Below are 22,096 nucleotides of genomic sequence, written 5' to 3'. Positions count from 1 at the left end.
CCACGACTGCACGAGCCGCGGCACGGGGTATTACTTGGCACTGACTTTCGGCACGCTGTTGAGTTCTCAAGGAGCGGACGCGCAACAACTCGACCCTTCCGGGCTCCGTCACTGGCTGGATGTCCAACTCTACGCCGCTTCCAGAGCTTCCCCCGCGGGGGGCTCCTCGGTCTCCCTTGCGGGCTTCCGTGGGGCGCAGGGAGAACAATACATGCCCAGATCGGCCCCCTGCAGGGGGGGTCCCTGGGCCCTGGAGCGGGCCCCCTCAGGGGCCCGCGTCGAGCGTGCGAGGCGTGGGGGGAGGGGTGGTCCTTCCTCAGGCGACGCCCCGAGGCCGGAACTGGACGCTCACCCGCGGTCCGACGGGCTTCGTCGTCTTCGGGATGCAGTGCTCCCACGTGCGCTGGCACGAGCCGCCCATGACCACCAGGTCGCCGTGGCCCAGGGGGAAGCGGAGCGACTCCCCGCCACCGAGGGGGCGGAGGAGGAGCGGGCGCGGCGAACCGAAGGACACGATCGCGACCATCGTGTCGGTCGAACGCCCGCGGCCGATGCGGTCGCCGTGCCAGGCGACGCTGTCCCGCCCGTCGCGGTACAGGCACATGCCGGCGGAGACGAAAGGCTCCCCGAGCTCCGGGCCGTAGTGACGGTTCAGTTCACCCCGTGCCTCGGTGAGCAGCGTGTGCGGCAGCCGCTCCTCCCTGCCGTACCAGCGGAGCAACCGAGGGACCGCGACCTCGCGCTCGTACATCTGCCGGCGGTCCTCCCGCCAGCCGATGTCGCCGAGCAGGACCTCGAGCACCTCGTCGGAGCCGCTGACCCAGCCGGGGAGGTGGTCCACCCACGCGCCCTGACCGAGCTCGTGCCGCACGACCGCGTCGAGCCGACCGAGGCTCGCCTCGTCCGCGAGGTCCCACATCGAGGGCTGGTGCGCCAGCGTCATGGGGAGGACGCTACCCGGACTTTTCGCACATGTGTGCGAAAAGCTGTGGAGAACTACGCGGTGAGCGCCAGAGCGAAGGGCAGAACGGACGACGCACCCGCGCGGCGCAGCTCCCGGCCGGCGACCGTCATGGTCCAGCGGGAGTCCGCCAGGTCGTCGACGAGCAGCACCGGACCGGAGACCTCGGTCAGGCGTTCGCGCAGCTCGGGTCCGACGACGATCCGGTCCCACACCGCGGCCAGGCGGAAGGCGCTGTTGCCGCCGGGCTGACCGGTCGGCCCACCGTGCGCGAGGGACAGCTCGCCCAGGTAGGGGAGTCGTCCCAGCCGGGCGAGGCCCTGCGCCACACCGCTGACCAGCCGGGGTCGGCGGCGGGACGGGATCGCGACGACCGCCGCGGGCCGCTCCGCCCAGTCCCAGGCAGCCAGGACCCGCCCGCAGGCACGCAGCAGCTCCTCGTCCGGCGGGACGTCGGAGACCGAGCGGCGCACCGGAACCTCGAACGCGGCGTCGGGGTCCTCCTCGATGCCGGGCGCCTCCAGGTCGAGCTCCACCACGCCGCCCAACCCGTCGTCACCCAGCAGGGAGCGGAGCCGCTGCCCCCAGCCGAGGTCGGTGAGCCGGGCGACCGCGCGGCCGGTGGCCATCTGCTCCGACTGCGGGATCTTGCCCTTCACGTCGACACCGAGCCGGTCGGCGCCGGTCGGCCACATCGCCCGGGGGGCGAGCTCGACGCCGGGGCGGTCCAGGGCGGCCGAGGCCTTCTCCGCGGCGGCCTCGGGGACGTCGGTCGAGTACCAGGGGCCGGCGCAGACGTCGCACCGGCCGCAGGGGGCCGCGGTCGGGTCGTCGAGCGCGGACTGGAGGAAGGACATGCGGCACTCCGCCTCGTCGACCGGCCTGGCGTAGGCGAGCATCGCCCGCTGCTCGGCCTCCCGGGTGCGCGTGACCCGGCCGTAGCGGTCGGCGTCGTAAACCCACGGGCGGCCGGTCGAGCGCCAGCCGCCCTGCACCCGCTCCACGGCGCCGTCGACGGCGAGCACCTTGAGCAGCAGCTCCAGCCGGGAGCGGCGCACGTCGGCGACCGTCTCCAGGCGCGCCACCGACCACGCCTTGCCGTCGGCCATCGCGGTCAGCACCGCGGCGGCGTGGTCCTCCCGGGGCATGGACGACGTCGCGAACCACTGCCAGATGGCGATGTCCTCCGGGCCCGGGAGGAGCAGCACGTCGGCGTGCTCCACGGCGCGACCGGCACGACCCACCTGCTGGTAGTAGCTGACCGGCGACGACGGGGCGCCCAGGTGGACGACGAAGCCCAGGTCGGGCTTGTCGAAGCCCATCCCCAGGGCGGAGGTGGCGACGAGCGCCTTGACCCGGTTCTCGCGCAGCGCCTCCTCGGCGTCCTTGCGGTCGGCGTCGTCGAGCCGGCCGGTGTAGGCGCGCACCTCGTGGCCGGCGTCGCGCAGCAGGTTGGCGGTCTCCTCCGCGGCGGCCACGGTGAGCGTGTAGACGATGCCGCTGCCCGGCAGGTCGCCGATGTGGGAGGCCAGCCAGGCCAGGCGCGCGCGGTCCGAGGGCAGGCGGAGGACGCCCAGCCGCAGCGAGTCACGGGAGAGCGGGCCGCGGACCGTGGTCACCTCGACGCCACCGGCGCCCAGCTGCTCGGCGACGTCGTCGACCACGCGCTCGTTCGCCGTCGCCGTCGTGGCCAGGACCGGCGTGCCCTGCGGCAGGGTGCCCAGCAGGTCGCGGATCCGGCGGTAGTCGGGCCGGAAGTCGTGCCCCCAGTCGGAGACGCAGTGCGCCTCGTCGACCACGACCAGGCCGCAGCGCGCGACGAGGCCGGGCAGCTGCTCCTCGCGGAAGCGCGGGTTGGTGAGGCGCTCGGGGGAGACGAGCAGGACGTCGACGTCGTCAGCGGCCAGACGGGCGGCGATGTCGTCCCACTCGGTCATGTTCGCGCTGGAGATCTCGACGGCGCGGATGCCGGCGCGGGCGGCGGCGGCGACCTGGTCGCGCATCAGCGCCAGCAGCGGGCTGACCAGCAGCGTGGGCCCGGCGCCGCGGCGGCGCAGCAGCGCGGTGGAGACGAAGTAGACCGCCGACTTGCCCCACCCGGTGCGCTGCACCACCAGGGCCCGGGCGGAGCGCTCGACCAGCGCGGCGACCGCGGCGTCCTGCCCCTCGCGGAAGACGGCGTCGGGCCGGCCGGTGAGCTCGCGCAGGATCTCCAGGGCCTCGTCGGCGATCTCCGACGGCGGGGCAGCGGTGGTCATGCCGACGACAGTAGGCATGCGGGCCGACAGAACGGGTGCCCGCGCGCGGGGTGGGGACGGCGGTGGAGAATCCACAGGCGATGGCACACCAGGGGCAGCTTCCGGCCGACAACCACGTGCACACCCACTGGTCGTGGGACACGCCGGACTCGTCGACGATGCGGAGGGCCTGCGAGCGGGCGATCGCGCAGGGGCTGCCGGCGATCGCGTTCACCGAGCACCTGGACTTCACCGTCTGGCAGGCCGGGGACCGGGCCACCGAGGAGGGGCTGGTCGACCGCTTCCCGGCCCACCAGCTGCCGATCGACGTCGAGGGCTACTCCGCCGAGATCGCCGAGGTGCGCGACCGGTTCCCGGAGCTGCGGATCTGGTCGGGGATCGAGACCGGTGAGCCGCACCTGTTCGCCGCGAGCATCGCCAAGCACCTCGAGGACTCCCCGGTGGACCGGGTCCTCGGCTCCCTGCACTCGCTGTCGGACGAGGGCCGGCTGATCGGCGTCGGGCGGCTGCTGCACGGGGACGCCGACGCGACCATGCGCCGCTACCTCGGCGAGATGGTCGGGATGATCGAGAGCAGCGACGTCTTCCAGGTCCTGGCGCACGTGGACTTCCCGCGGCGCTACTGGCCCGGCGGCAGCCACCGGTTCGTGGAGAAGGACTACGAGGAGGAGTACCGGGCGGTGTTCCGCGCGCTGGCCGGCAGCGGCCGCGCGCTGGAGATCAACACCAGCAGCCCGCTCGCCTCGGCCGACCAGGTGCGCTGGTTCCACGAGGAGGGGGGCGAGGCGGTCAGCTTCGGCAGCGACGCCCACGCGCCGGCGGCCGTCGGGCAGAAGTTCGACCTGGCCGTGGCGGTCGCCGAGGCCGCCGGGTTCCGCCCGGGGCGCGACCGCTTCGACTTCTGGCGCCGCTGACCCCGGTCACGCCGCGACGGGGGACGGGCGGAACCACGCCCACAGCACCAGCCCGACCACCAGCGACCAGAACGCCGAGCCGATGCCGGCCACCGTCGTGCCGCTGATCGCGACGAGGAAGGTGGCGACGACGGGGATCCGGTCCTCGGCCCGGGCCAGCGCCCCGCTCAGGGACGAGGCCAGCACCGGCCACAGGGCCAGGCCGGCGGCCGCGGCGACGAAGCCGGCGGGCGCCGTGGCCACCAGCGCGGCGACCGCGGCCGAGACCAGCGCGAAGCCGACGTAGGCGACCCCCGCGGTGCGGGCGGCCAGGTAGCGGCGTCCCGGATCGAGGTCGGCCTCGGGACCGGCGGCCAGGGCCGCGCTGATGGCGGCCAGGTTGATCGCGTGGCCGCCGAAGGGCGCGCCGAGCAGCGTGCCGGCGCCGGTCACCGCCATCGCCGGCCGCCACGGCGCCCGGTAGCCGTACGCGGCCAGCACCGCCATGCCCGGCACGTTCTGCGAGGCCATGGTGACCAGGAACAGCGGCAGCGCCAGGCCGATCGCGGCGACGGACGTGAGGTCCGGCGTCGTCCACTCCAGGCTCGGGACCAGCTCCCCGAACGGGACGCCGCCCTCGCGGAGGGACAGCCACCCGATGATGCCGAGCGTGACCGCGAAGGCGGCCGGCACCGCCCAGCGCGGGGAGAACCGGAGCAGCGCGATCCAGACGGCGACCACCGGCAGCACCAGCCAGGGGATCTCCAGCGCCGACCGGACCGGCTCGAGGCAGAGCGGGACCAGGACGCCGGCCAGCATCGCCTGCGCGAGGACCGGCGGGATGGCGGCGATCGCGCTGCCGAGCCGGGGCCACGCCGCGGTGAGCAGGACGAGCGCCCCGACCAGAACGAACGCGCCCACGGCCACGGGCCAGGACGGCGCGGAGGCGGTCGCCAGGAGCGCCGCGCCGGGGGTGGACCAGGCGACGGTGATCGGCATCCGGGTGCGCTGCGCGAGGAGCACGGTGGCGAGGCCCATCGCAACGGACAGGACCACGAGACCCGAGGCGGCCTGCGCCGGCGTCGCCCCCACCGCCCGGAGCCCGGTGAGCACGACCGCGAAGGAGCTCAGGAACCCGACGAGGGCGGTCACCAGTCCCGCGACGGTCGTCGACGACGGAGCGGCGGGCACGGGCCGCGACGCTAGCGGAGCACCGCTCTACCGTTGGTGATCATGGGTTCCCCTGCTCCGGTCGTGCGTGACGCCACGGCTGCCGACGCGGCGGTCTGCGCAGCGATCTACGCGCCGTACGTCACCGACAGCGCCATCACCTTCGAGCTCGAGCCGCCGTCCGCGGCGCAGATGGCCGGCCGGATCGCCGCGGCGCAGCGCGCGCACGCCTGGTTGGTGCTGGAGGACGACGGCGTCGTCGTCGGGTACGCCTACGCCGGTCCGTACAAGGAGCGCGCCGCCTACCGCTGGTCCTGCGAGGTGAGCGTCTACCTGGACGGCGGACGACGACGGCGCGGTGGCGGCGGCCGCACGCTGTACGAGGCGCTGTTCGCCCGGCTGGCCGAGCGCGGGTTCCGCACCGCGGTCGCGGGGATCACGCTGCCGAACGAGCCCAGCGCGGGGCTGCACACCGCGCTGGGGTTCGAGCCGATCGGCACCTACCGGCGGATCGGCTACAAGCAGGGGCGGTGGCGCGACGTCCTCTGGACCCAGCGGAGCCTGGGCCCCTACGACGACGAGCCGGCCGAACCGGTCTGAGCCGGCGGTCAGGCCAGGCGGCCGCGGAGGCCACCAGCGCGCGGGAGCGGGGTCGTGTAGTCGGAGTCGTACGCGGCGGCCGGGTGGGACGCCGGGACCGGCGGCTTCCCCCGTCGCCGGGCCGCGGCATCCGGGACCACGAACCGGTAGGTGGCGTCGACGTCGCGCACGGCGAAGACGTCCTCCTCCTCGCCGGCGTGGTGCAGGACGACGGTGTCGAAGCGCTCGGCGACCCGGTGCAGGGACTCGGCGTCGGACACGTCGATGACGGTGCCACCGGTGGCGAACGCGGCGACCGGCACGATCCGGTCGGCGTGGCGGACCGCGAAGTCGTCGGCGGCGTCGCCGCGGCCGATCCGGCCCATCCAGGCACCGCCGGCGGCGCAGGCCAGGGCGAGCGCCAGGACGAGCACCGCTGCGGCCCGGGCCACCCCGAGGGGGACGGTCGTGCCGGCGACCTCGAACGACCGGGGGACGACCTGGTCGGCCGTCACCTCGGTCTCGGTCCGGGTGTTCAGCGCGGTCTCGGCGTCCCCGGCCAGTCGGAGCGAGGTCGCGTCGAGCGCGAAGTCCAGGGGGGCGGGGCCCTCCGCCTCGAAGGGGATCCCCCGCACGGAGCCCGAGGTCGCCGTCGTGGGCGTGATGCGCAGGGTCGCGCCGGCGCCGCCCCCGCCCACCTCCGCGTAGTGCTCGGCGAGCACGGAGGCGGCGAGGGTCGTGTCGACGGTGACGCTCGCGGTCGCCGTGCCGTCCTGCAGGCGGACGACCGGCCCGCTGTTGAGGTAGGCGCCCCAGCCGTCCGGTGCCTCGACCGAGACGTCGAGACGCAGGACGCCCTGGAGGTCGGTGAGCCCGTCGGAGTCGAGGGTGCTCGCGTAGGAGACGGTGAGGCCGTCGGTGAGCTTGGTCCAGACGGTGTCGCCGGACTCGATGACACCCTCCGGGTAGGTGGTGCCGCGCGTGGCGGTACCGGTGTAGCTGAACGCGCCCCGTTCGGTGACCGCGAGGGTCTCGCTGCCGGTCTCGGTGGAGGGAGCGAGGAACAGCGCGCCGGCGGCGAGAGCGGCGACGAGCGCCACGGATGCGGAGGCGAGGGCGACCTGCCGGGCGCGGGCCCGGGCCCGCATCGACACGGCTCCCGCGGTCGGGCGTGGCAGGCTCGGACGCGGGAGGGCCGGACGCGGGAGGGCCAGAGCCGGGACGGAGAAGGACGGCATCCGGAGGGACGGCGCACGCCGGCGCCTGGCCCGTCGTGCCCTGCGTTCCTCACCGGCCTTGGCCGCGCCCACGACGAGGACCGTGGCGAACCCCACGACCGCGAGGGTCCAGGGCGAGGTGAGGGCGGCGAGCGTCTGGCCGCCGTTCGGGACGCGGAAGAAGAGACTGCCCAGGATCTCGTCCCGGGTCGGGCGGTCCTCGTCCAGGAAGTCGTTGTTGTCGCCCTGGGTGATGAAGCCGTCGGCGTCGGCCGCGACGATGCGGTGCATGACGACGGTGCCGAGGGATTCGCTGCGGTAGGCGACGACGTCGCCCACCGAGTACGAACCGGCCTCGCTGAGCACGGCCAGGTCCCCCGCGGAGAAGCCCGGCTCCATGCTGGTGCCGTAGGTGCTGAGGTAGGTCGTGCCTCCCCCCAGCGAGGCGGGCCAGAACAGCCACAGCGTCACGAGCACCAGCGCGGCGACGGCGCTGGTGCTGATGACTCTCGGTGCGGATGTCATGGAGGCCCTTAGCGGGTGCGGGCGGGGCGGCTACGAGAGCCGCCCCGCCCGGTGCGGAACTGCTTAGTTCGAGGTGACCGTCAGGGCGAGCTGGTCGAACGCCGTGAAGAGCAGCGGCGAGGTGAAGGTGCACGTGATCGTGTCCGTGCCGGAGACGCCGCAGGTGTTGGCCTGGCCGGCCGCGTTGGTACCCGCCAGCTTCATCGTCAGGACCGCGCTCGCGTTGGCGATGTTGTTGCTGGTGGTGAAGACGACCGAGTCGAGCCGGCTCTGGTCCGTGGAGTTGGGGGTGTAGGCGATGTTGCTGATGACCGCACCGCTGACCGACGTCTGGATGTAACCGGCGACGTTGTTGTCCGCGGTGATGGTGTTGGCGCTGGTGAAGGCGGAGGTCGTGACGCCGGCAGCGGCAACCGCGACTCCGGCGAGCAGAACGCGCGACTTGCGCATTGCCTGGGTCCTTTTCTCTCAGCGGCCTGGCCCGCCCGAGTGCTGGTCACTCGGGTCATCGGCACCGGCCTGTCGTTCGACAACCAGGTCTTCGGCACCGTCCGACACATTCTTAACTCCATTCCCAGAAGAAACTCGAGTCTCCGAGTCGACAATGAAAAGGCGGTGACCGAACACCATTCTTCTAATGCGCGGGAGTGCAACCCGGCTCCTTGCGGCGTGCCTACCGCCATCGCCGGACGAGCGACCTACCGTGTTCCGCAACCCGTCGCCCGTGGACTTCCCGAGGTGCCGATCCCGAGGTGTCAGCAGGAGGTATCGCGTCGTGCGCTCGTCGATGTCGCAGGGACCGGTCGCGCCCGCGCCGCCGGCGCCCGTGAGGGGAACAGCCCCCCGGCGCAGCACCGAGCGGGACACCAGCATGGAGGCCGCCGCCCAGCAGGCGGGCGTGCTCGCGCAGGCCTCCCGCGAGGTCTCCGACACCTCGCGCGAGGCCGCGGCGTCGCTCGCCGAGCTGCGGGCCGCGATCGGTGACATCTCCGCCAGCACCAGCCGCGCCTCGACGGTCGCCGAGGACGCCGTGCGCGACGCCCAGGCCGTCGACGAGCGGATCACCGCCCTCCAGGCGGCCAGCGCCTCGATCACCGAGTTCGTCCGCATGATCACCGCGATCAGCCAGCAGAGCCGGTTCCTGGCGCTCAACGCCTCCGTCGAGGCCACCCGCGCCGGTGACCTGGGGCGCGGCTTCGCCGTCGTCGCCGACGAGGTCAAGGAGCTCGCCGGGCGCACCGCCCAGGCCGCCCAGGACATCGACGCGCAGATCAAGGCGGTGCAGAAGGAGACGCAGCAGGCGGTCGAGGTCATCCAGCGGATCACCGGGACGCTCGGCTCCATCGCCGAGGCGCAGGACGCCATCGCCGCCGCCGTCGAGCAGCAGCGCGCCGCGACCGAGCGCGTGGTCGAGAACGTGGACCGGGCGGCCAGCGGCTCGGCCCGCATCACCGACGCCGTCGCGCAGCTGGCCGAGAGCCAGCGGGTCGTCTACGTCCGGCGGGCGCTCACCGTCGCCGAGCAGCACCTGGCCGACCTCGGCGGCGCCCGGCTCGGCGAGCACCGCTCTCCCGTCACGGTGACCGACCAGGTCAGCGGGGCGGTCCGCACGGCCCAGCTGGCCGACGTCCTCATCGGGGACGTCGCGCTGGACCGGGGCGACGACCCGCGCCGTCCGGCGCTGCTGGTCGACGAGGTGGTGCGGCAGGTGGGCGGCAGCTGCACGCTGTTCCAGCGCCTCGACGACCAGGGCAGCATGGTCCGGGCCGCGACGACGGTGCTCAACCCCGCCGGTCGGCGCAACGTCGGCACCTACATCCCCCGGACGGGCGCCGACGGCACACCGAACCCGGTCCTCGCCGCCGTCCTCGCCGGGAAGATCTACACCGGAGAGGCGACCGTCGCAGGGCGGCAGTACTTCACCGCCTACACGGGGCTGCAGGACGACGCCGGAGCCCTGATCGGGATGCTCTACGTCGGCCTCCCCCTGGACTCGATGCCCGGCTCCGGCAGCTGACGAGCACGTCGGCGTCGTCGTCTAGGTTGGGAACCCGGTTCGACAGGCGCCGGGCTCCCGGGCCGGACGAGGGGAACGTGGTGAACCGGTCGCGGCGGATCGACGCGGTGGTGCCCGCCGTCGTCCTCGCGCTGGTCGTGCTGGGCGAGATCGTCAGCGGCCGCGAGCAGGTGGTGCTGGGCCTCTCGGTCATGGCGCCGCTGATGGCCGCCACGTCGCTGGGCCGGCGGGCCACCATCGCCTACGGATCGGCCGCGTTCGTCGTCGCCACCGTGCTCGGGCTCTACTCGCAGCAGTACACGGGGGACGCCGTCCTGGCCCAGAGCATCCGGCTCGTCGCGGTCGTGCTCGCGGGGGTCATCGCCGTGGGCGCCTGCGACCTGCGGCTGCGGCACGAGCGCCAGGTGGCGCGGCTCAGCGCCGAGGCCGCGGCCACGCGCGCCGTGGTGCGCACCGGCGAGACGCTGCAGCGGGCGCTGCTCGGCGCCCCGCCCCAGGTACCCGGCATGGAGACCGCGGCCCGCTACCTGCCCGGGGACCAGGGCGCGCAGGTCGGCGGCGACTGGTACGACGCGTTCCCGCTCGCCGACGGCCGGATCATGCTCGTCATCGGCGACGTCGCCGGTCACGACGCCCCCGCCGCGGCCACGATGGCGCAGACCCGCGGCATGGTGCGCGCGCTCGCGCGGTCCGGGCACACCTCCCCCGCCGCCCTGCTCACGGCCCTGGACGACGTGCTCGCCGGGCTCGGCCTGGACACGCTGGTCACGGTGACCGTGGCGACGGTCGACGTCCGTGGCGCCGTCGCGCCGCTCTGCTGGTCGAACGCCGGCCACCTGCCCCCGGTGCTGGTGCGCGCCGACGGCACCGCGGGGCTGCTGGAGCGCACGCCCGAGCGGCTGCTGGGAGCAGGCCCGGCAGAGGCGTCGCGGAGCGAGCACCACGTCGAGCTGCACCGCGGCGACTCGATGCTCTTCTACACCGACGGGCTGGTCGAACGCCGGGGCATGACCCTGGACGACGGCACCGCCTGGCTGGTGCGCGCGCTCTCGCGGATCGGGCAGGAGCCGCTGGACCGGGTGTGCGACGGGCTGCTCGGCGCCCTGGGTTCCCGCGGCGACGACGACATCGCGCTGCTGGCGGTGCGGTTCCCCCGCTGAACCTCGGCCCTCCGGCGCGGTCAGGTGCGACGGCAGGACGGCGTCGACGTGCCGGAGCTCCGGGGGATCAGCCGCAGCGGAAGAGGACGAAGGCGACGTCGTCGTCGGGGGCGTCGCCGAGCAACCGCTCGGTGAGCAGGGCGCCCAGCTCCGCCGGGCCCAGGTGCCGCCCCTCGACGAGTGCCTCCGCGGCCCGGGAGATGCCCTCGTCCAGGGCCTCGTCCCGCCGCTCGATCAGGCCGTCGGTGTAGAGCAGCAGCGTCGAACCGGGCGGCATCCGGAGCTCGCCCTCGGGGCGCTCGGCTCCGTCGTCGACGGCCAGCGGGAGGGCGGAGCCGTCCTCCAGCTGCCGGACGGTGCCGTCGGCCTGCACGAGCAGGGCCGGCGGGTGACCGGCGCTGCTGTAGCGGATGCTGCCGCTGCGCGGGTCGATGACGGCGCAGAACACGGTGCTCACGGCAGCGCCGGGGACCAGCGCCGCGAACCGGTCGAGCGCGGAGAGGACGTGGCCCGGTGAGCGGCTCTCCAGCAGCAGCGCCCGGCCGGCGCTGCGCAGCTGACCCATCACGGCGGCGGCGGGCAGGCCGCGGCCGACGACGTCACCGACCACCACGCCGTAACCGCCGTCGGGCATGTCGACGACATCGTACCAGTCGCCGCCCACCTCCAGCGTGCCGGTGGCCGGCTCGTAGTGGACGGCGAATCCCGCCGGGAGCACGGTCGGACCGAGGACGGCGCGCTGGAGGGTGACGGCCACGTCGGTGAAGAACTGGGCGCGGGCCCGCTCCGACCTCGCCCGCTCCTCGGCCCGCCGACGCTCGCGCGCGACCGCCTGCGCGTCGGTCACGGTCGCGGCGACCTGGCCGGCGGCCAGCGACATGAAGATGCGGTAGTCCTCGTCCAGCGGCAGGTGCGGGCTCGCGCCCAGCACCAGCGCGCCCACCGGCTGCTCCGCACCGGCCGCCGTGAGCGGGAGGACGACCGCGGTGTCGACGTCGGCCGGCCCCACCGGGCTCGCGCCGTGGGTGGCCAGGCCCGGGAGGTGCGAGGCGAGACCCGTGACGGTCTGGATCTCCCCGGTCGCCATCGCCCGGCGCACGTGCTCGGGAATGGGGCCCGCGGTCAGGTCCAGCCCGGCGCCCAGACCCTGCGCCGCCACCAGCCGCGGCTCCGCGTCGTCGTCCTCGGTCAGGTAGACGACCCCGAAGGGGCAGTCGCTGCGCGCCTCGGCGAGGATCCCGAGGGCGGTGGCGACCGCCTCCGTCGTGTCACCGTGCGAGGCGCGGGGCAGGCTGCCCAGCTGCTGCAGGACGCCGAGCCGCCGGGCGGCCAGCACGCGGTGCGTGGTCTCGACGACGGTGTCGAGGAGCCCGACGACCCGGCCACCGGGTTCGACGACGGGGCTGAACGAGAAGGAGAAGTAGGTCTCCTCCTCCCAGCCGTTGCGGGTCATGACCAGCAGCAGGTCCTCGGAGTACGTGGGCCGCCCGGCGAAGACCTCCTGGACCATGGGCTCGAGCGCGGGCCAGATGTCGGCCCAGACGTCGCGGGCCGAGCGGCCGAGCGCGGAGGGGTGCCGGGCGCCGAGCATGGGGGCGTAGTCGTCGTTGTAGACCATGACGAGGTCCGGACCCCACATGAGGAGGAACGGGAAGCGCGAGTTGAGGGCGGTGCTCAGCGCCGTGCGGAACGTCGCGGACCAGTTCTCCGGGGGACCCAGCGGCGTGGCGGCCCAGTCGTGCTCCAGGACCATCCGCTGCAGCTCGGTCCGGGGCGCGCCCGGTACGAGCTCCGCCAGATGCCTGTCCAGTGCTGTTCCCCCCACGCCCGGAGCACGTCCCGGCCGGCCTCACGGACAGTCGTCGGATCGTGCTCCGCCGCATTCTTGCACCGGTGCGCCCGATCGGTGCATTGGGCAAGACCTTCCACCCTTCGACCCTGCGGGTCAGCGGGCGAACCAGCTGTCCGCCGGCAGGTCGGGGAGCGGGGGCGGCTCCGGGTCGGGGGAGCGCGGCGGCTCCCAGGGCCACAGCTCGACGACGTCGTCCACGGCGCGGGCCATGCCAGCGCCGTCCAGCTCCACCGTCGTCTCCTGGATCCCGAGGTCGTCGCAGCGCAGGACGAGGCGCAGCGGCCCCGGCGGCGGCACGGGGCTGAGCCACCAGGACTGGTGGATGGACGAGTGACCGCCGGAGCCACCGCCCTGGTGGAAGATCAGCCCGTTCGCGTCGCCGCGGCCGGCCATCGTGCCCGCCCGCCTGCCGTCGGCGAACTCGACGCCGAGCAGGAAGCCGCGCCCCGCACCGGGCCCGTGCCGCCAGAACAGCTCGTTCAGGTCGCGGCCACCGGTGATCTGCGCCGACGGCCGGGCCTGCGCGACCAGCTGGAACGCCACGCCGGTCGTGTAGACGTGCAGCCCGATCACCGCGACGCCGACGTCGTCCGTGCGCGCGAGCACGCGGTTCTGCGGCAGGGCGACCGGGACCTCGTTCTCCGGCGGGTTCATCCGCCGCAGGAAGTCCGGGTCGGGCTCGCCGTCGGAGTGGTACGAGGTCCACATGGCCGCGGAGCCTGGCGGCCCCGCGACCGCGCGGCAAGCGAGATCAGCGGGAGTAGTACTCCACGACCAGCTGCTCCTCGCAGACGACCGGGACCTCGTCGCGGGTCGGCGTCCGCTCGTAGCGGGCGACCAGGTCGGCCAGCCGCACCTCGAGGTACTTCGGGGCCTCGGCGTGCGCGCCGGAGGCGGCGACGAGGAACGGCTCCTTGGTCCGCGACTTCTCCGCGATCTGCACGAAGTCGCCCGGCTTCAGCCGGTAGGAGGGGCGGTCGACCCGCTTGCCGTTGACCAGCACGTGCTGGTGGGTGACGAACTGGCGGGCCTGGTAGATGGTCCGCGCGAAGCCGGCGCGCAGCACCATGGCGTCCAGCCGCGACTCGAGGTCCTGGATCAGCGCCTCGCCGGTCTTGCCGCCGGTGCGCCTGGCCCGGTCGAACGCGGCGCGCAGCTGGGTCTCGGAGATGTCGTACTGCGCGCGCAGCCGCTGCTTCTCCTTCAGCCGGGTGGAGTAGTCGCTGTCCTTGCGGCGCTTCCGGCCGTGCTCGCCCGGCGGGTACGGACGGCGCTCGAAGTACTGGACGCACTTCGGCGTGAGCGGGATGCCCAGCGCGCGGCTGAGCCGGACCTTGGGGCGGGGCGTGTTCACGGGTGACCTCCGGTTTGGTTAGGCTCACCTTACTACTCGATCCCGAGCACCCGAGGTGGTCCATGACGGCCGGCCCGACCCACTCGTCCGCGGCCCTCGACCGGCAGCCGCCGGCCGCCGAGCGCGCTCGCACCGTCGCGCTGCGACCCACTGCCGCCCTGCACGTCGCCGGCACCGGCTCCTGCCCGGTCCTGGCCGCGACGACGACGGCCGACGGCGACGTGCTGCTCGTCGTGCCCGGGTCCGGCGGAGTGGTGGAGGCGCTGCGGACCTCGCCGCTGGGCGACGTCCCGGCCCGGCTGTCCGTGACGGACCGGTCCTCCCTGCCCCTGCGGCACCCGGTGCGGGCGCTGGTCCGGCTCTCGGGCTGGCTCACGCCCGTGCCGGCCGGGGAGGTCGCGGACCTGGTGCTCGACTTCGCGGAGACCTCGCCGTCGGAGGCGCTGTTCGAGGTGGGGCTGGGCGCCGTCCTCCTGCGGATGGACCTGGCCGAGGTGGAGCTCGAGGAGTCGGGGACCTGCGCCGACGTCGACCCGGACGACTTCCGCGCCGCCGCACCCGACCCGGTCAGCCGGGCGGAGGCCGAGCTGATGGCCGCGCAGGGCGAGCCGCTGGGCCGGCTGTGCGCCCGGGTGCAGAACTGGGCCGGCCGGCGGGACGACGTCCGGCTGCTGGGGCTGGACCGCTTCGGCATCCGGTTCCGGGTGCAGGGGCGGCACGGGTGCTACGACCTGCGGGTGCCGTTCGCCGCGCCGCTGACCGGGCCCGGCGGGTTCGCCGCCGCGCTCGACGACCTCCTGACCTGCGGTCCCGCCTGATCTGCACTGGTCCCGACGGCCGGACTGTGCCACGGTCCTGCGATGACCTCCTCCGACGGCGGCCGACGCGGCCTGCAGATCACCCTGGGCGTGCTCTCCGCGATCCCGCTGGCCTCCGGCCTCGGCGGAGCGCTGCTCGGCCCGGCCTCGCTGCCCGGGAACACCGGCCCCTTGGCGCCGGACGTGGAGAACGAGTACCGCTACACCCACGCGGTCTACGCCGCGGTCGCCCCGCTGATCTGGTCGGCGATCCCCCGGGTCGAGCGGTCGGGCGCGCTGGTCCAGGGGGTCTCCGGCGCGCTCTTCGTGGGTGGCCTGGTGCACCTGCTGGCCTGGCAGAAGGCGGGCAAGCCCCAGCCGGCGCTGGTCGCGGGCGCGGCGCTCGAGCTGCTCGGGACGCCGGTGCTCGTGGCCTGGCAGCGGAGGGTCGCCGCCCGGAGCTGACACCTGCGGCTCGTCGTCGTCGCCCTCTGGAACGATGCGCGCGACGTTCGTGCAGCGCGAGGAGGCACCCGATGGCGTTCGGCTGGAAGCTGTACGGGGACGGGAAGACCCCACCGCTGGGCGAGGCGGTCGCGCCGGACGAGCGGCTCTCCTGGCCGCGCACGGTGGGCATCGGCGCGCAGCACGTGGTCGCCATGTTCGGGGCGACCTTCGTCTTCCCGCTGCTCATGGGCCTGGACGCCAACCTCGCGATCATGATGAGCGGGGTCGCGACGATCCTGTTCCTGCTGATCGTGCAGGGGAAGGTACCGAGCTACCTGGGCAGCTCGGCGTCGTTCGTCGGCGGCGTGATCGCGGTGCAGGCCGCCGGCGGCTCGGACGCCGAGGTGCTCGGCGCGCTGCTGGTGTCGGGCGTGGTCCTGGCGCTGGTCGGCCTGGTGATCCACCTGGTGGGCGTGCGCGTGGTGAACCGGGTGCTGCCGCCGGCGGTGACCGGCGCCGTCGTGATGCTCATCGGCTTCAACCTGGCACCGGTGGCGACCGCGACCTACTGGGTGCAGGACCAGTGGGTGGCGCTGGCCACCATGGCGTTCGTCATCGTCGCCTCGCTGCTGCTGCGCGGCTTCCTCGGCCGGATCTCGATCCTGCTGGGCCTGGTGTTCGGCTACCTGCTGTCGATCCTGCTCGACCTGACCGCCGGGCCGATCACCTCGGTGCTGCCCGGCCAGAATCTGCAGGACGCCGACGGCAACCCCTGCGACGGAGGCGCGTACTGCCTGCCGACGCCGTTCGCGCACGACCGGGTGGACTTCAGCGCCGTCGGGGAGTCCCCGTGGTTCGGGCTGCCGTCGTTCAACGGGCCGAGCTTCTCCTTCAACTTCGCGCTGCTGGTGCTGCCCGCGGTGATCGCGCTGGTCGCGGAGAACGCCGGGCACGTGAAGGCGGTGGCCGAGATGACCCGCCGCGACCTCGACCCGATGATCGGCCGGGCGGTCTTCGCCGACGGTGTGACCACCGTGGTGGCGACGTCGGTCGGCGGATCCCCCACCACCACGTACGCGGAGAACATCGGCGTGATGGCGGCGACCCGGGTGTACTCGACGGCGGCGTACTACGTGGCCGCTCTCGTCGCGATCGTGCTCGGCCTGGTGCCGAAGTTCGGGGCGCTGATCAACGCGATCCCCGGCGGCGTCCTCGGCGGGATCACGGTGGTGCTCTACGGGATGATCGGCCTGCTCGGCGCGAAGATCTGGAAGGAGAACCGCGTCGACTTCGCCAACCCGGTCAACCTCGTGCCGCTGGCCGCGGGGATCATCATCGCCGTCGGGAACTCGGGCAACGACGCTCCGCTGCTGCAGTTCAGCGAGGACTTCTCCCTGGGCGGCATCGCGCTGGGGACGATCGTCGCGGTGGTCGGCTGGCACGTCGCGCGGGCGCTGGCCCCGGCGGAGATGAAGGCGTCGCTGACGCGCGAGGGCCCGCACCCTGCCGCCGGCTCGACCTTCGGCTCCGTGCACGGCGAGGAGTTGCCGGCTCCGGTCGGGAGCCCGGACCGCACGACCTGAGCCACCGGCCGACTGCACGCTGAGGGCCCTCTCGGATCGTCCGAGAGGGCCCTCAGCGTGTTCTCGTCGACGTCCGCGATCAGGGGCGGTTCGGCGGGTGCTCGGCTCGCCACTCGTCGAAGGCGGCGAGGAACGACTCGGCCATCTCCTTCTCCGCCACCAGCTGGTCGCGGTCCCGGTCGTCGACCATCCGCTCGCTCAGCGCCATCGTGTTGAAACGGATGGCGCGGAAGTAGGGGATGAACGAGGCGGGCTGGAACGCCCGCTTCGACGGCTTCGGCTCGACGCCGTCCGGCGTCCACTCCGCCACCGCCACCGGGTCGAGGCCGATGCCCTCGAGAGCGCTGAGGACCGGTTCGTCGTCCGTGCGGTCGGTGAAGTCCCGCGACAGCTCGCGGAAGACCTGCCGCCCGTCCGGCGCCACCGCGACGATGATCGGCCGGAAGATCGAGGCGTCCTCGTCCCAGGCGCCGAGCGGCTTGGCCAGGCGCTCCCCGTCCGGGTCGCTCACCCAGCGGAACGGCAGGTGCCAGGTGCGGTTCATCGCCAGCTGGACCTCGGGCGGGTCGACGGAGGCGAGCACCACCTCGGTGCCGGCGTCGGCGAGACGGGACAGGGACCGGGCCAGGCGGACCGCCTGGGCGCAGCAGTACGGCTACCAGTCGCCCCGCAGGCCGACCAGCAGGAGGGCGGCGCGCTCGTCCGAGCGCAGGGCGAGGAGATCGGCGGCGTCCATCCCCCGACCGTACGGACGATCCCGGCCCACCGCAGCCGGGCTGCCGGACGGCCCGACCCGCCGTAGCCTCCGCACCGTGCAGCCCCTGGACGAGCCTACGGAGTTCGTCGAGCAGATGTACCTCGCCGTCGTCGAGGAGTCCTGGCTGTGGGAGGTGCCGCTCGGCGTCCCCGACGGCCACGGCGGCTACGAGCACGGCCCGTGGGACCCGGCCGAGTGCTCGAGGCAGCTCGTCACCTGGTTCGACGCCGGCCTGGTCGAGCTGTACGCCGACCCACCGGACGACGCGCCGCGACCGCGGGACCTCCGCGAGTGGCGGGCCTGGAACGGCCGGCCCCGGGTCGGTCCCGCCGCCGAGGTGGCCCGCGCGGTGCTCACCGACCCGGCCCGCTGGACCGGCGCCTCCGAGGCCGGCTTCCTGCGGCTGTCGCTCAGCTCCGCCGGCAGGGGCCTGGACGCCGCCTGGACCTGAGCCCCGCACTGCCGGACGGCGACCGGCGCACCAGACTGGCGCCCATGGCCTGGACCCCGGACGACATCCCTGACCTGACCGGCCGCATCGCGGTGGTCACCGGCGGGAACGGCGGTCTCGGCCTGGTCTGCGTGCACGAGCTGGCCAAGGCCGGCGCCCACGTGGTCCTCGCCGCGCGCGACCAGGACAAGGCCCGCGTCGCCGACGAGCAGGTCCGGGCCCGCAACCCCGCGGCGCTCACCGAGATCGTGCCGCTGGACCTGGGCTCGCTGGCCTCGGTCGCGTCCACCGCCGAGACGATCCAGCGGTCGCACCCGCGCATCGACCTGCTGGTCAACAACGCCGGCGTGATGGCCATGCCGAAGCGGACGACGGACGACGGCTTCGAAATGCAGTTCGGCGTCGACCACCTCGGCCACTTCGCCCTCACCGCGCACCTGCTGCCCGCCCTTCTCCGGGCCGACGCCGCCCGCGTCGTCACCGTCACCAGCACCGTCCGCTTCGCCGGCAGCCCGGTGGACCCGGCGGATCCCCACTACACGCGCGGCTACGGGCCATGGCGCGCCTACGCCCGCGCCAAGTGGGCCAACTACCACTTCGGGCTCGGCCTGCAGCGGCAGTTCGAGAAGGCGGGGCTGCGCGCGACCAGCAACATCGCCCACCCGGGGCTGTCGAACACCGACCTGCAGTCGCGCACCGTGCGCGAGGGCGGCGCCGGCTGGCTGGGTGCGGCATCGGAGGTGCTCGCGAAGCGCAGCGGCATGCCCGCGGCCCTCGGCGCCCGGCCGCAGCTGCGCGCGGCCACCGACCCGGCCTCGCGCGGCGGAGAGCTCTACGCGCCGCGGTACGCCTCGAACGGACCGGCCGTGCGCCGTCCGATCCTGCGCCGCTGGGACCTGGACCGGCGGATCGCCGACCTGTGGGCGCTCTCCCAGCGCGAGACCGACGTGCTGCTCGACGTCACCCGCGCCTGACGACTGTGCGCTGATCGGGGTGACGGGGGCGGCATCACCCCGGTGAGCGCACGGTCGGCGGTCTCAGAGGCGGCCGGTGGCCTTGAGCTCGACCGCGGTCAGGACCTCCCAGCGGATCGCGGTGCTGCCCGGCCGGACCAGCCGCCAGTAGCGGTCGAACCGCCGCCGCACCTCGGCGTCGGTCGACATCACCCGGGTCTCCGAGCTCAGCTCCGTGCCGCCCCGCTGCGGGGTCAGCCGGAAGTCCATCGCCGCCTTGACCCAGCCGCGCTGCGTGAACCGGCGGAAGCTCTCGGCGTCCAGCTCGGGTCCGCTGTCGCCACCGGAGAGCTTCCAGGCCTCCAGGGCCCCGCCGAACACCACCGACTCAGGCTCGTCCGACCCCAGCAGCGGGACCGGCAGCGCGTCGAGGAACGGCCGGTCGTGCAGCTCGCCGGACCCGCGGCCCGAGAGCACCACCGGCAGGAACCGGGCGGCGGAGAGGGTCAGGGTCACCGGCAGCTCGGAGAGCCGGACGGCGTGCAGCGCCGACCACACCGCGGCCGGCGGGGCGCCGATCCACCGGGCCTGCCGGGTCACGTGCTCCGGCCGGGGGAGGACGTCGTCGAGGTCCATCAGGCGAGCGCGTCGTACACGGCCCGCACGTAGGCCTCGCTGCGCGGCGAGCCGATCAGCCCGTCACCCATCCTGTTCATCATGTAGGTGATCGTCAGCCGCCGGTCGAGGTCCATGACCGCCAGCGAGCCGCCCCAGCCGCCCCAGTAGAAGGTTCGGCCCTCCGGCACGTACGGCACCGTCGGCGAGCCGAGGCAGAAGCCGTTCCCCCACCGGAACGGCGCCCCCAGGACCAGGTCCACGCCGTTCGCCTGCTCTTCGAAGACCTGCTCGATCGTCGACGGCGACAGCAGCCGCACGCCGCCGGCCTCGCCGCCCAGCGAGAGGATCCGCAGGACCTTCATCACGCCGCGCGCGTTCGAGTGCCCGTTCAGCGCGCCCAGGTCGGCGGCTCGCCACTCCGGGGAGTTCGCCGCCTTCGCCGACGCCTTCGGACCGGTGAAGGTCTTCACGCTCACCGACTCGGGGTCCAGCGTGCGCGGGTCGACGGCGGGCGGCGGCGGGGGGACCACCGGGGCGATCCGCGACACCTCCGACTCCCGCGCGCCGATCTGGAAGTCCGCGCCCAGCGGGTCGGCGATGTGGTCGGCGACGAACCGCTTGAACGTCGTGTTGGTGATGCGCCGGATGACCTCGCCGACCAGGTGCCCCTGGTTGTTGGCGTGGTAGCCCGAGGCGGTGCCCGGCTCCCACCACGGCCGCTGCTGCGCCAGCCGCTCGGTGGCCGTGGGCCAGTCGTACATGTCGCGGATCGAGAAGGGCTGCTCCCAGCCGGAGACGCCGGAGGTGTGCGAGAGCAGGTGCCGCACCTCGACGTGCTTCTTGCCCTTGGCGCAGAACTCGGGCCAGTAGTCACCGACGGGCGCGTGCAGGTCCAGCTCGCCGCGCTCGACCAGCATCAGCGCGGCCAGCGCCAGCACGCACTTCGTCGTCGACCAGACGTTGACGATCGTGTGCTCCGACCAGGGCTCGGTCCGCGCCTCGTCCCGGTAGCCGCCCCACAGGTCGACGACGGTCTCGCCGTCCAGGTCGACGGCGACCGATGCGCCCAGCTCCTCGCCGTCCAGCTGCTGCGCGAGCGCCTCGCGCACGCCGGCGAACCGCTCGTCGCACCGCCCGTGGACCTCCGCCATCGACCCCTCCTCGCCGCCGGCGACCCCGTTGTCGCCCCTGGCATGAGATCACGGCCACAGCGGCGGTGGCACCCGCTGTCAGGCCCCCGGGACGCGAGCACTCGGAGGACCCCGGCCACCAGCCCCAAGGGCAACGGCCGGCCGCGGTCCCATCGGTGGCGGAATGGCCGCCCTCCCGGGCGGGTTCCCCGGGCATGGCACGGATCAGCGTCTTCGGCGGAACGGGTTACACGGGCGGCCACCTGGTGGCAGAGGCGGCGCGGCGCGGTCACGAGGTGACGTCGTACAGCCGCACGCTGCCCGAGCAGCAGGCGGACGGCGTCACCTACGCCCAGGGCTCGCTGCTCGACGAGGCCACCCGGCGCGCCGCGCTCGAGGCCGCCGACGTCGTCGTGGTCGCCGTCGCCCCGCGAGGCGACATGGCCGGATCGGTGCGCGACGGCATCAGGGCGCTGGCCGCCGAGGCCGAGCAGGCCGGCGTGCGCGTGGGCGTCGTCGGAGGTGCCGGGTCGCTGCACGTGGCCGAGGGCGGCCCGCGCCTGTTCGACACCCCGGACTTCCCGGCCGAGTACAAGCCGGAGAGCCTCGAGATGGCCGCCGCGCTCGACGACCTGCGCGAGACCTCGACGCTGGACTGGTTCTACCTCTGCCCGCCCGCCGCCTACGGCGGCTTCGCGCCCGGCGAGGCGCTCGGCACCTACCGGGTGGGCGACGACCTGCTGCTCACCGACGCCCACGGCGGCTCCTTCATCGGCGGCGCCGACTTCGCCCTCGCCCTGGTCGACGAGATCGAGCAGCCGGCCCACCGGCGGGCACGCTTCACCGTCGCCTACTGACCGCCGTCCCCTCCCGGCAGGATGCAGACGTGTTCAGCTGGCTGAGGCGACGAGAGCAGGACGAGCCCGAGATCCCCGGCATGGTGACCTCCCGCCGCCGACGGCGGGATGAGCAGCCCGCCGGCCCGCACCCGGCGCTGCGCTCGACGCTGCACCACGCGGTGCTCAACGACACCTGGCTGTTCGACATCACCGAGGGCGGTTTCGTCGACGCGCCCGGCACCTGGGGACCGCTGGACCCGCAGGACTGCTCGGCGCAGCTGCTCCGCTGGTTCGACGCCGGGCTCGTGGAGCTCCACCAGGACGACGACCCGTCCGGCGAGGCGCTCACCGATCCCGCGGTCGACCTGGACTACGAGGCCGCCGACCTGCCGCTGATCCCGTTCGGCGAGGCCCGGGCCCTGCTCGCCGATCCCGGGCGGTGGACCGACGAGACGCCAGACGGGTTCGCCGTCCCCGTCCCCACCGAGCGCGGCAGGGACACCCCGGTCGACCGCTGGCCCTGATCGGGGCAACG

The 22,096-nt window shown here is 74.1% G+C and carries 21 protein-coding genes and 1 pseudogene; 11 read left to right on the top strand and 11 right to left on the bottom strand.

Annotation, left to right across the window (positions count from 1 at the left end; genetic code table 11):
- Nucleotides 1-316: 316 nt before the first annotated feature.
- Nucleotides 317-943, bottom strand: coding sequence for an alpha-ketoglutarate-dependent dioxygenase AlkB (locus tag DQ244_RS08945; protein WP_113811093.1), 627 nt, complete (start codon nucleotides 941-943; stop codon nucleotides 317-319).
- Between the two features lie 53 nt (nucleotides 944-996).
- A complete protein-coding gene (locus tag DQ244_RS20150) occupies nucleotides 997-3,219 on the bottom strand; it encodes a RecQ family ATP-dependent DNA helicase (RefSeq protein WP_113811092.1) in 2,223 nt (740 codons plus the stop codon).
- A gap of 80 nt (nucleotides 3,220-3,299) precedes the next feature.
- On the opposite strand from DQ244_RS20150, the gene DQ244_RS08935 reads away from it, so the two are divergent.
- Nucleotides 3,300-4,133 (top strand): PHP domain-containing protein, encoded by an 834-nt coding sequence (locus DQ244_RS08935; RefSeq protein ID WP_199580304.1) that lies wholly within the window; start codon nucleotides 3,300-3,302, stop codon nucleotides 4,131-4,133.
- 6 nt (nucleotides 4,134-4,139) lie between these two features.
- Here DQ244_RS08935 and DQ244_RS08930 read toward each other — a convergent pair whose 3' ends face one another.
- A complete protein-coding gene (locus DQ244_RS08930) occupies nucleotides 4,140-5,303 on the bottom strand; it encodes a benzoate/H(+) symporter BenE family transporter (RefSeq protein WP_113811091.1) in 1,164 nt (387 codons plus the stop codon).
- A gap of 42 nt (nucleotides 5,304-5,345) precedes the next feature.
- Here DQ244_RS08930 and DQ244_RS08925 point away from each other — a divergent pair, with 42 nt between their 5' ends.
- The gene (locus DQ244_RS08925; RefSeq protein ID WP_113811159.1) at nucleotides 5,346-5,882 is read left to right on the top strand and encodes a GNAT family N-acetyltransferase; all 537 of its coding nucleotides are present in this window, start codon (nucleotides 5,346-5,348) and stop codon (nucleotides 5,880-5,882) included.
- A gap of 8 nt (nucleotides 5,883-5,890) precedes the next feature.
- Here the strand turns inward: DQ244_RS08925 and DQ244_RS08920 are convergent, their stop codons facing one another.
- On the bottom strand, nucleotides 5,891-7,603 hold the full coding sequence (locus DQ244_RS08920; RefSeq protein WP_113811090.1) for a signal peptidase I: 1,713 nt from the start codon (nucleotides 7,601-7,603) through the stop codon (nucleotides 5,891-5,893).
- 63 nt (nucleotides 7,604-7,666) lie between these two features.
- The gene (locus DQ244_RS08915; RefSeq protein WP_113811089.1) at nucleotides 7,667-8,053 is read right to left on the bottom strand and encodes a hypothetical protein; all 387 of its coding nucleotides are present in this window, start codon (nucleotides 8,051-8,053) and stop codon (nucleotides 7,667-7,669) included.
- A 421-nt stretch (nucleotides 8,054-8,474) separates the two neighbouring features.
- Here DQ244_RS08915 and DQ244_RS08910 point away from each other — a divergent pair, with 421 nt between their 5' ends.
- Entirely contained in the window at nucleotides 8,475-9,620 is a 1,146-nt protein-coding gene (locus DQ244_RS08910) for a Cache 3/Cache 2 fusion domain-containing protein (protein WP_113811088.1), read from the top strand.
- A 77-nt stretch (nucleotides 9,621-9,697) separates the two neighbouring features.
- The gene (locus DQ244_RS08905) at nucleotides 9,698-10,780 is read left to right on the top strand and encodes a PP2C family protein-serine/threonine phosphatase (protein ID WP_233491276.1); all 1,083 of its coding nucleotides are present in this window, start codon (nucleotides 9,698-9,700) and stop codon (nucleotides 10,778-10,780) included.
- 67 nt (nucleotides 10,781-10,847) lie between these two features.
- Here DQ244_RS08905 and DQ244_RS08900 read toward each other — a convergent pair whose 3' ends face one another.
- From DQ244_RS08900 to rpsD, 3 genes are all read right to left on the bottom strand, one after another.
- Entirely contained in the window at nucleotides 10,848-12,533 is a 1,686-nt protein-coding gene (locus DQ244_RS08900) for a SpoIIE family protein phosphatase (RefSeq protein WP_113811087.1), read from the bottom strand.
- A gap of 192 nt (nucleotides 12,534-12,725) precedes the next feature.
- Nucleotides 12,726-13,340 carry a hypothetical protein gene (locus DQ244_RS08895; RefSeq protein ID WP_113811086.1) on the bottom strand — a complete coding sequence of 205 codons (615 nt, stop codon included), beginning with the start codon at nucleotides 13,338-13,340 and terminating at the stop codon, nucleotides 12,726-12,728.
- 43 nt (nucleotides 13,341-13,383) lie between these two features.
- Entirely contained in the window at nucleotides 13,384-13,986 is a 603-nt protein-coding gene (gene rpsD / locus DQ244_RS08890) for a 30S ribosomal protein S4 (protein ID WP_113811085.1), read from the bottom strand.
- Nucleotides 13,987-14,048: 62 nt separating this feature from the next.
- On the opposite strand from rpsD, the gene DQ244_RS08885 reads away from it, so the two are divergent.
- The 3 genes from DQ244_RS08885 to DQ244_RS08875 all read left to right on the top strand — a co-directional run bounded on the left by DQ244_RS08885 (nucleotide 14,049) and on the right by DQ244_RS08875 (nucleotide 16,813).
- A complete protein-coding gene (locus DQ244_RS08885) occupies nucleotides 14,049-14,804 on the top strand; it encodes a DUF2470 domain-containing protein (protein ID WP_113811084.1) in 756 nt (251 codons plus the stop codon).
- Nucleotides 14,805-14,846: 42 nt separating this feature from the next.
- On the top strand, nucleotides 14,847-15,248 hold the full coding sequence (locus tag DQ244_RS08880) for a DUF4345 domain-containing protein (protein ID WP_113811083.1): 402 nt from the start codon (nucleotides 14,847-14,849) through the stop codon (nucleotides 15,246-15,248).
- Nucleotides 15,249-15,319: 71 nt separating this feature from the next.
- Nucleotides 15,320-16,813: a uracil-xanthine permease family protein gene (locus DQ244_RS08875; RefSeq protein ID WP_113811082.1), complete on the top strand. Its 1,494-nt coding sequence runs from the start codon at nucleotides 15,320-15,322 to the stop codon at nucleotides 16,811-16,813.
- Between the two features lie 79 nt (nucleotides 16,814-16,892).
- Here DQ244_RS08875 and DQ244_RS08870 read toward each other — a convergent pair.
- Nucleotides 16,893-17,456, bottom strand: a pseudogene (locus DQ244_RS08870) (peroxiredoxin family protein); the annotation flags it as partial.
- A gap of 169 nt (nucleotides 17,457-17,625) precedes the next feature.
- Between DQ244_RS08870 and DQ244_RS08865 the strand changes: the two are divergent.
- Nucleotides 17,626-18,021, top strand: a complete 396-nt coding sequence (locus DQ244_RS08865; RefSeq protein WP_113811080.1) for a hypothetical protein — start codon at nucleotides 17,626-17,628, stop codon at nucleotides 18,019-18,021.
- Between the two features lie 44 nt (nucleotides 18,022-18,065).
- A complete protein-coding gene (locus tag DQ244_RS08860) occupies nucleotides 18,066-18,995 on the top strand; it encodes an SDR family NAD(P)-dependent oxidoreductase (RefSeq protein ID WP_113811079.1) in 930 nt (309 codons plus the stop codon).
- Between the two features lie 63 nt (nucleotides 18,996-19,058).
- On the opposite strand, the gene DQ244_RS08855 is transcribed toward DQ244_RS08860, so the two are convergent.
- Both DQ244_RS08855 and DQ244_RS08850 read right to left on the bottom strand, forming a co-directional pair.
- Nucleotides 19,059-19,610: a hypothetical protein gene (locus DQ244_RS08855; protein ID WP_113811078.1), complete on the bottom strand. Its 552-nt coding sequence runs from the start codon at nucleotides 19,608-19,610 to the stop codon at nucleotides 19,059-19,061.
- Entirely contained in the window at nucleotides 19,610-20,743 is a 1,134-nt protein-coding gene (locus DQ244_RS08850) for a serine hydrolase (RefSeq protein ID WP_113811077.1), read from the bottom strand. Before DQ244_RS08850 ends, DQ244_RS08855 begins: the two co-directional genes overlap by 1 nt.
- 194 nt (nucleotides 20,744-20,937) lie before the next feature.
- Here DQ244_RS08850 and DQ244_RS08845 point away from each other — a divergent pair, with 194 nt between their 5' ends.
- On the top strand, nucleotides 20,938-21,579 hold the full coding sequence (locus DQ244_RS08845; RefSeq protein ID WP_113811076.1) for an NAD(P)-dependent oxidoreductase: 642 nt from the start codon (nucleotides 20,938-20,940) through the stop codon (nucleotides 21,577-21,579).
- 29 nt (nucleotides 21,580-21,608) lie between these two features.
- Complete coding sequence (locus DQ244_RS08840) at nucleotides 21,609-22,085, top strand: hypothetical protein (RefSeq protein ID WP_113811075.1); 477 nt, start codon at nucleotides 21,609-21,611, stop codon at nucleotides 22,083-22,085.
- The last annotated feature ends 11 nt before the right edge of the window (nucleotides 22,086-22,096 follow it).

Source organism: Blastococcus sp. TBT05-19, from assembly GCF_003319095.1.
In the GTDB taxonomy this organism is placed as follows: Bacteria; Actinomycetota; Actinomycetes; order Mycobacteriales; family Geodermatophilaceae; genus Blastococcus.
The sequence above is the reverse complement of the archived record's forward strand: the minus strand, read 5'-3'. Positions and strand labels throughout refer to the sequence as shown.

What these genes read in the sequence shown, in the direction of transcription:
- DQ244_RS08945 (WP_113811093.1), bottom strand. Translation starts at nt 943, where the DNA reads ATGACGCTGGCGCACCAGCCCTCGATGTGGGACCTCGCGGACGAGGCG.
- DQ244_RS20150 (WP_113811092.1), bottom strand. Translation starts at nt 3,219, where the DNA reads ATGACCACCGCTGCCCCGCCGTCGGAGATCGCCGACGAGGCCCTGGAG.
- DQ244_RS08935 (WP_199580304.1), top strand. Translation starts at nt 3,300, where the DNA reads ATGGCACACCAGGGGCAGCTTCCGGCCGACAACCACGTGCACACCCAC.
- DQ244_RS08925 (WP_113811159.1), top strand. Translation starts at nt 5,346, where the DNA reads ATGGGTTCCCCTGCTCCGGTCGTGCGTGACGCCACGGCTGCCGACGCG.
- DQ244_RS08920 (WP_113811090.1), bottom strand. Translation starts at nt 7,603, where the DNA reads ATGACATCCGCACCGAGAGTCATCAGCACCAGCGCCGTCGCCGCGCTG.
- DQ244_RS08915 (WP_113811089.1), bottom strand. Translation starts at nt 8,053, where the DNA reads ATGCGCAAGTCGCGCGTTCTGCTCGCCGGAGTCGCGGTTGCCGCTGCC.
- DQ244_RS08910 (WP_113811088.1), top strand. Translation starts at nt 8,475, where the DNA reads ATGGAGGCCGCCGCCCAGCAGGCGGGCGTGCTCGCGCAGGCCTCCCGC.
- DQ244_RS08900 (WP_113811087.1), bottom strand. Translation starts at nt 12,533, where the DNA reads ATGGTCCTGGAGCACGACTGGGCCGCCACGCCGCTGGGTCCCCCGGAG.
- DQ244_RS08895 (WP_113811086.1), bottom strand. Translation starts at nt 13,340, where the DNA reads ATGTGGACCTCGTACCACTCCGACGGCGAGCCCGACCCGGACTTCCTG.
- DQ244_RS08885 (WP_113811084.1), top strand. Translation starts at nt 14,049, where the DNA reads ATGACGGCCGGCCCGACCCACTCGTCCGCGGCCCTCGACCGGCAGCCG.
- DQ244_RS08880 (WP_113811083.1), top strand. Translation starts at nt 14,847, where the DNA reads ATGACCTCCTCCGACGGCGGCCGACGCGGCCTGCAGATCACCCTGGGC.
- DQ244_RS08875 (WP_113811082.1), top strand. Translation starts at nt 15,320, where the DNA reads ATGGCGTTCGGCTGGAAGCTGTACGGGGACGGGAAGACCCCACCGCTG.
- DQ244_RS08860 (WP_113811079.1), top strand. Translation starts at nt 18,066, where the DNA reads ATGGCCTGGACCCCGGACGACATCCCTGACCTGACCGGCCGCATCGCG.
- DQ244_RS08855 (WP_113811078.1), bottom strand. Translation starts at nt 19,610, where the DNA reads ATGGACCTCGACGACGTCCTCCCCCGGCCGGAGCACGTGACCCGGCAG.
- DQ244_RS08850 (WP_113811077.1), bottom strand. Translation starts at nt 20,743, where the DNA reads ATGGCGGAGGTCCACGGGCGGTGCGACGAGCGGTTCGCCGGCGTGCGC.
- DQ244_RS08845 (WP_113811076.1), top strand. Translation starts at nt 20,938, where the DNA reads ATGGCACGGATCAGCGTCTTCGGCGGAACGGGTTACACGGGCGGCCAC.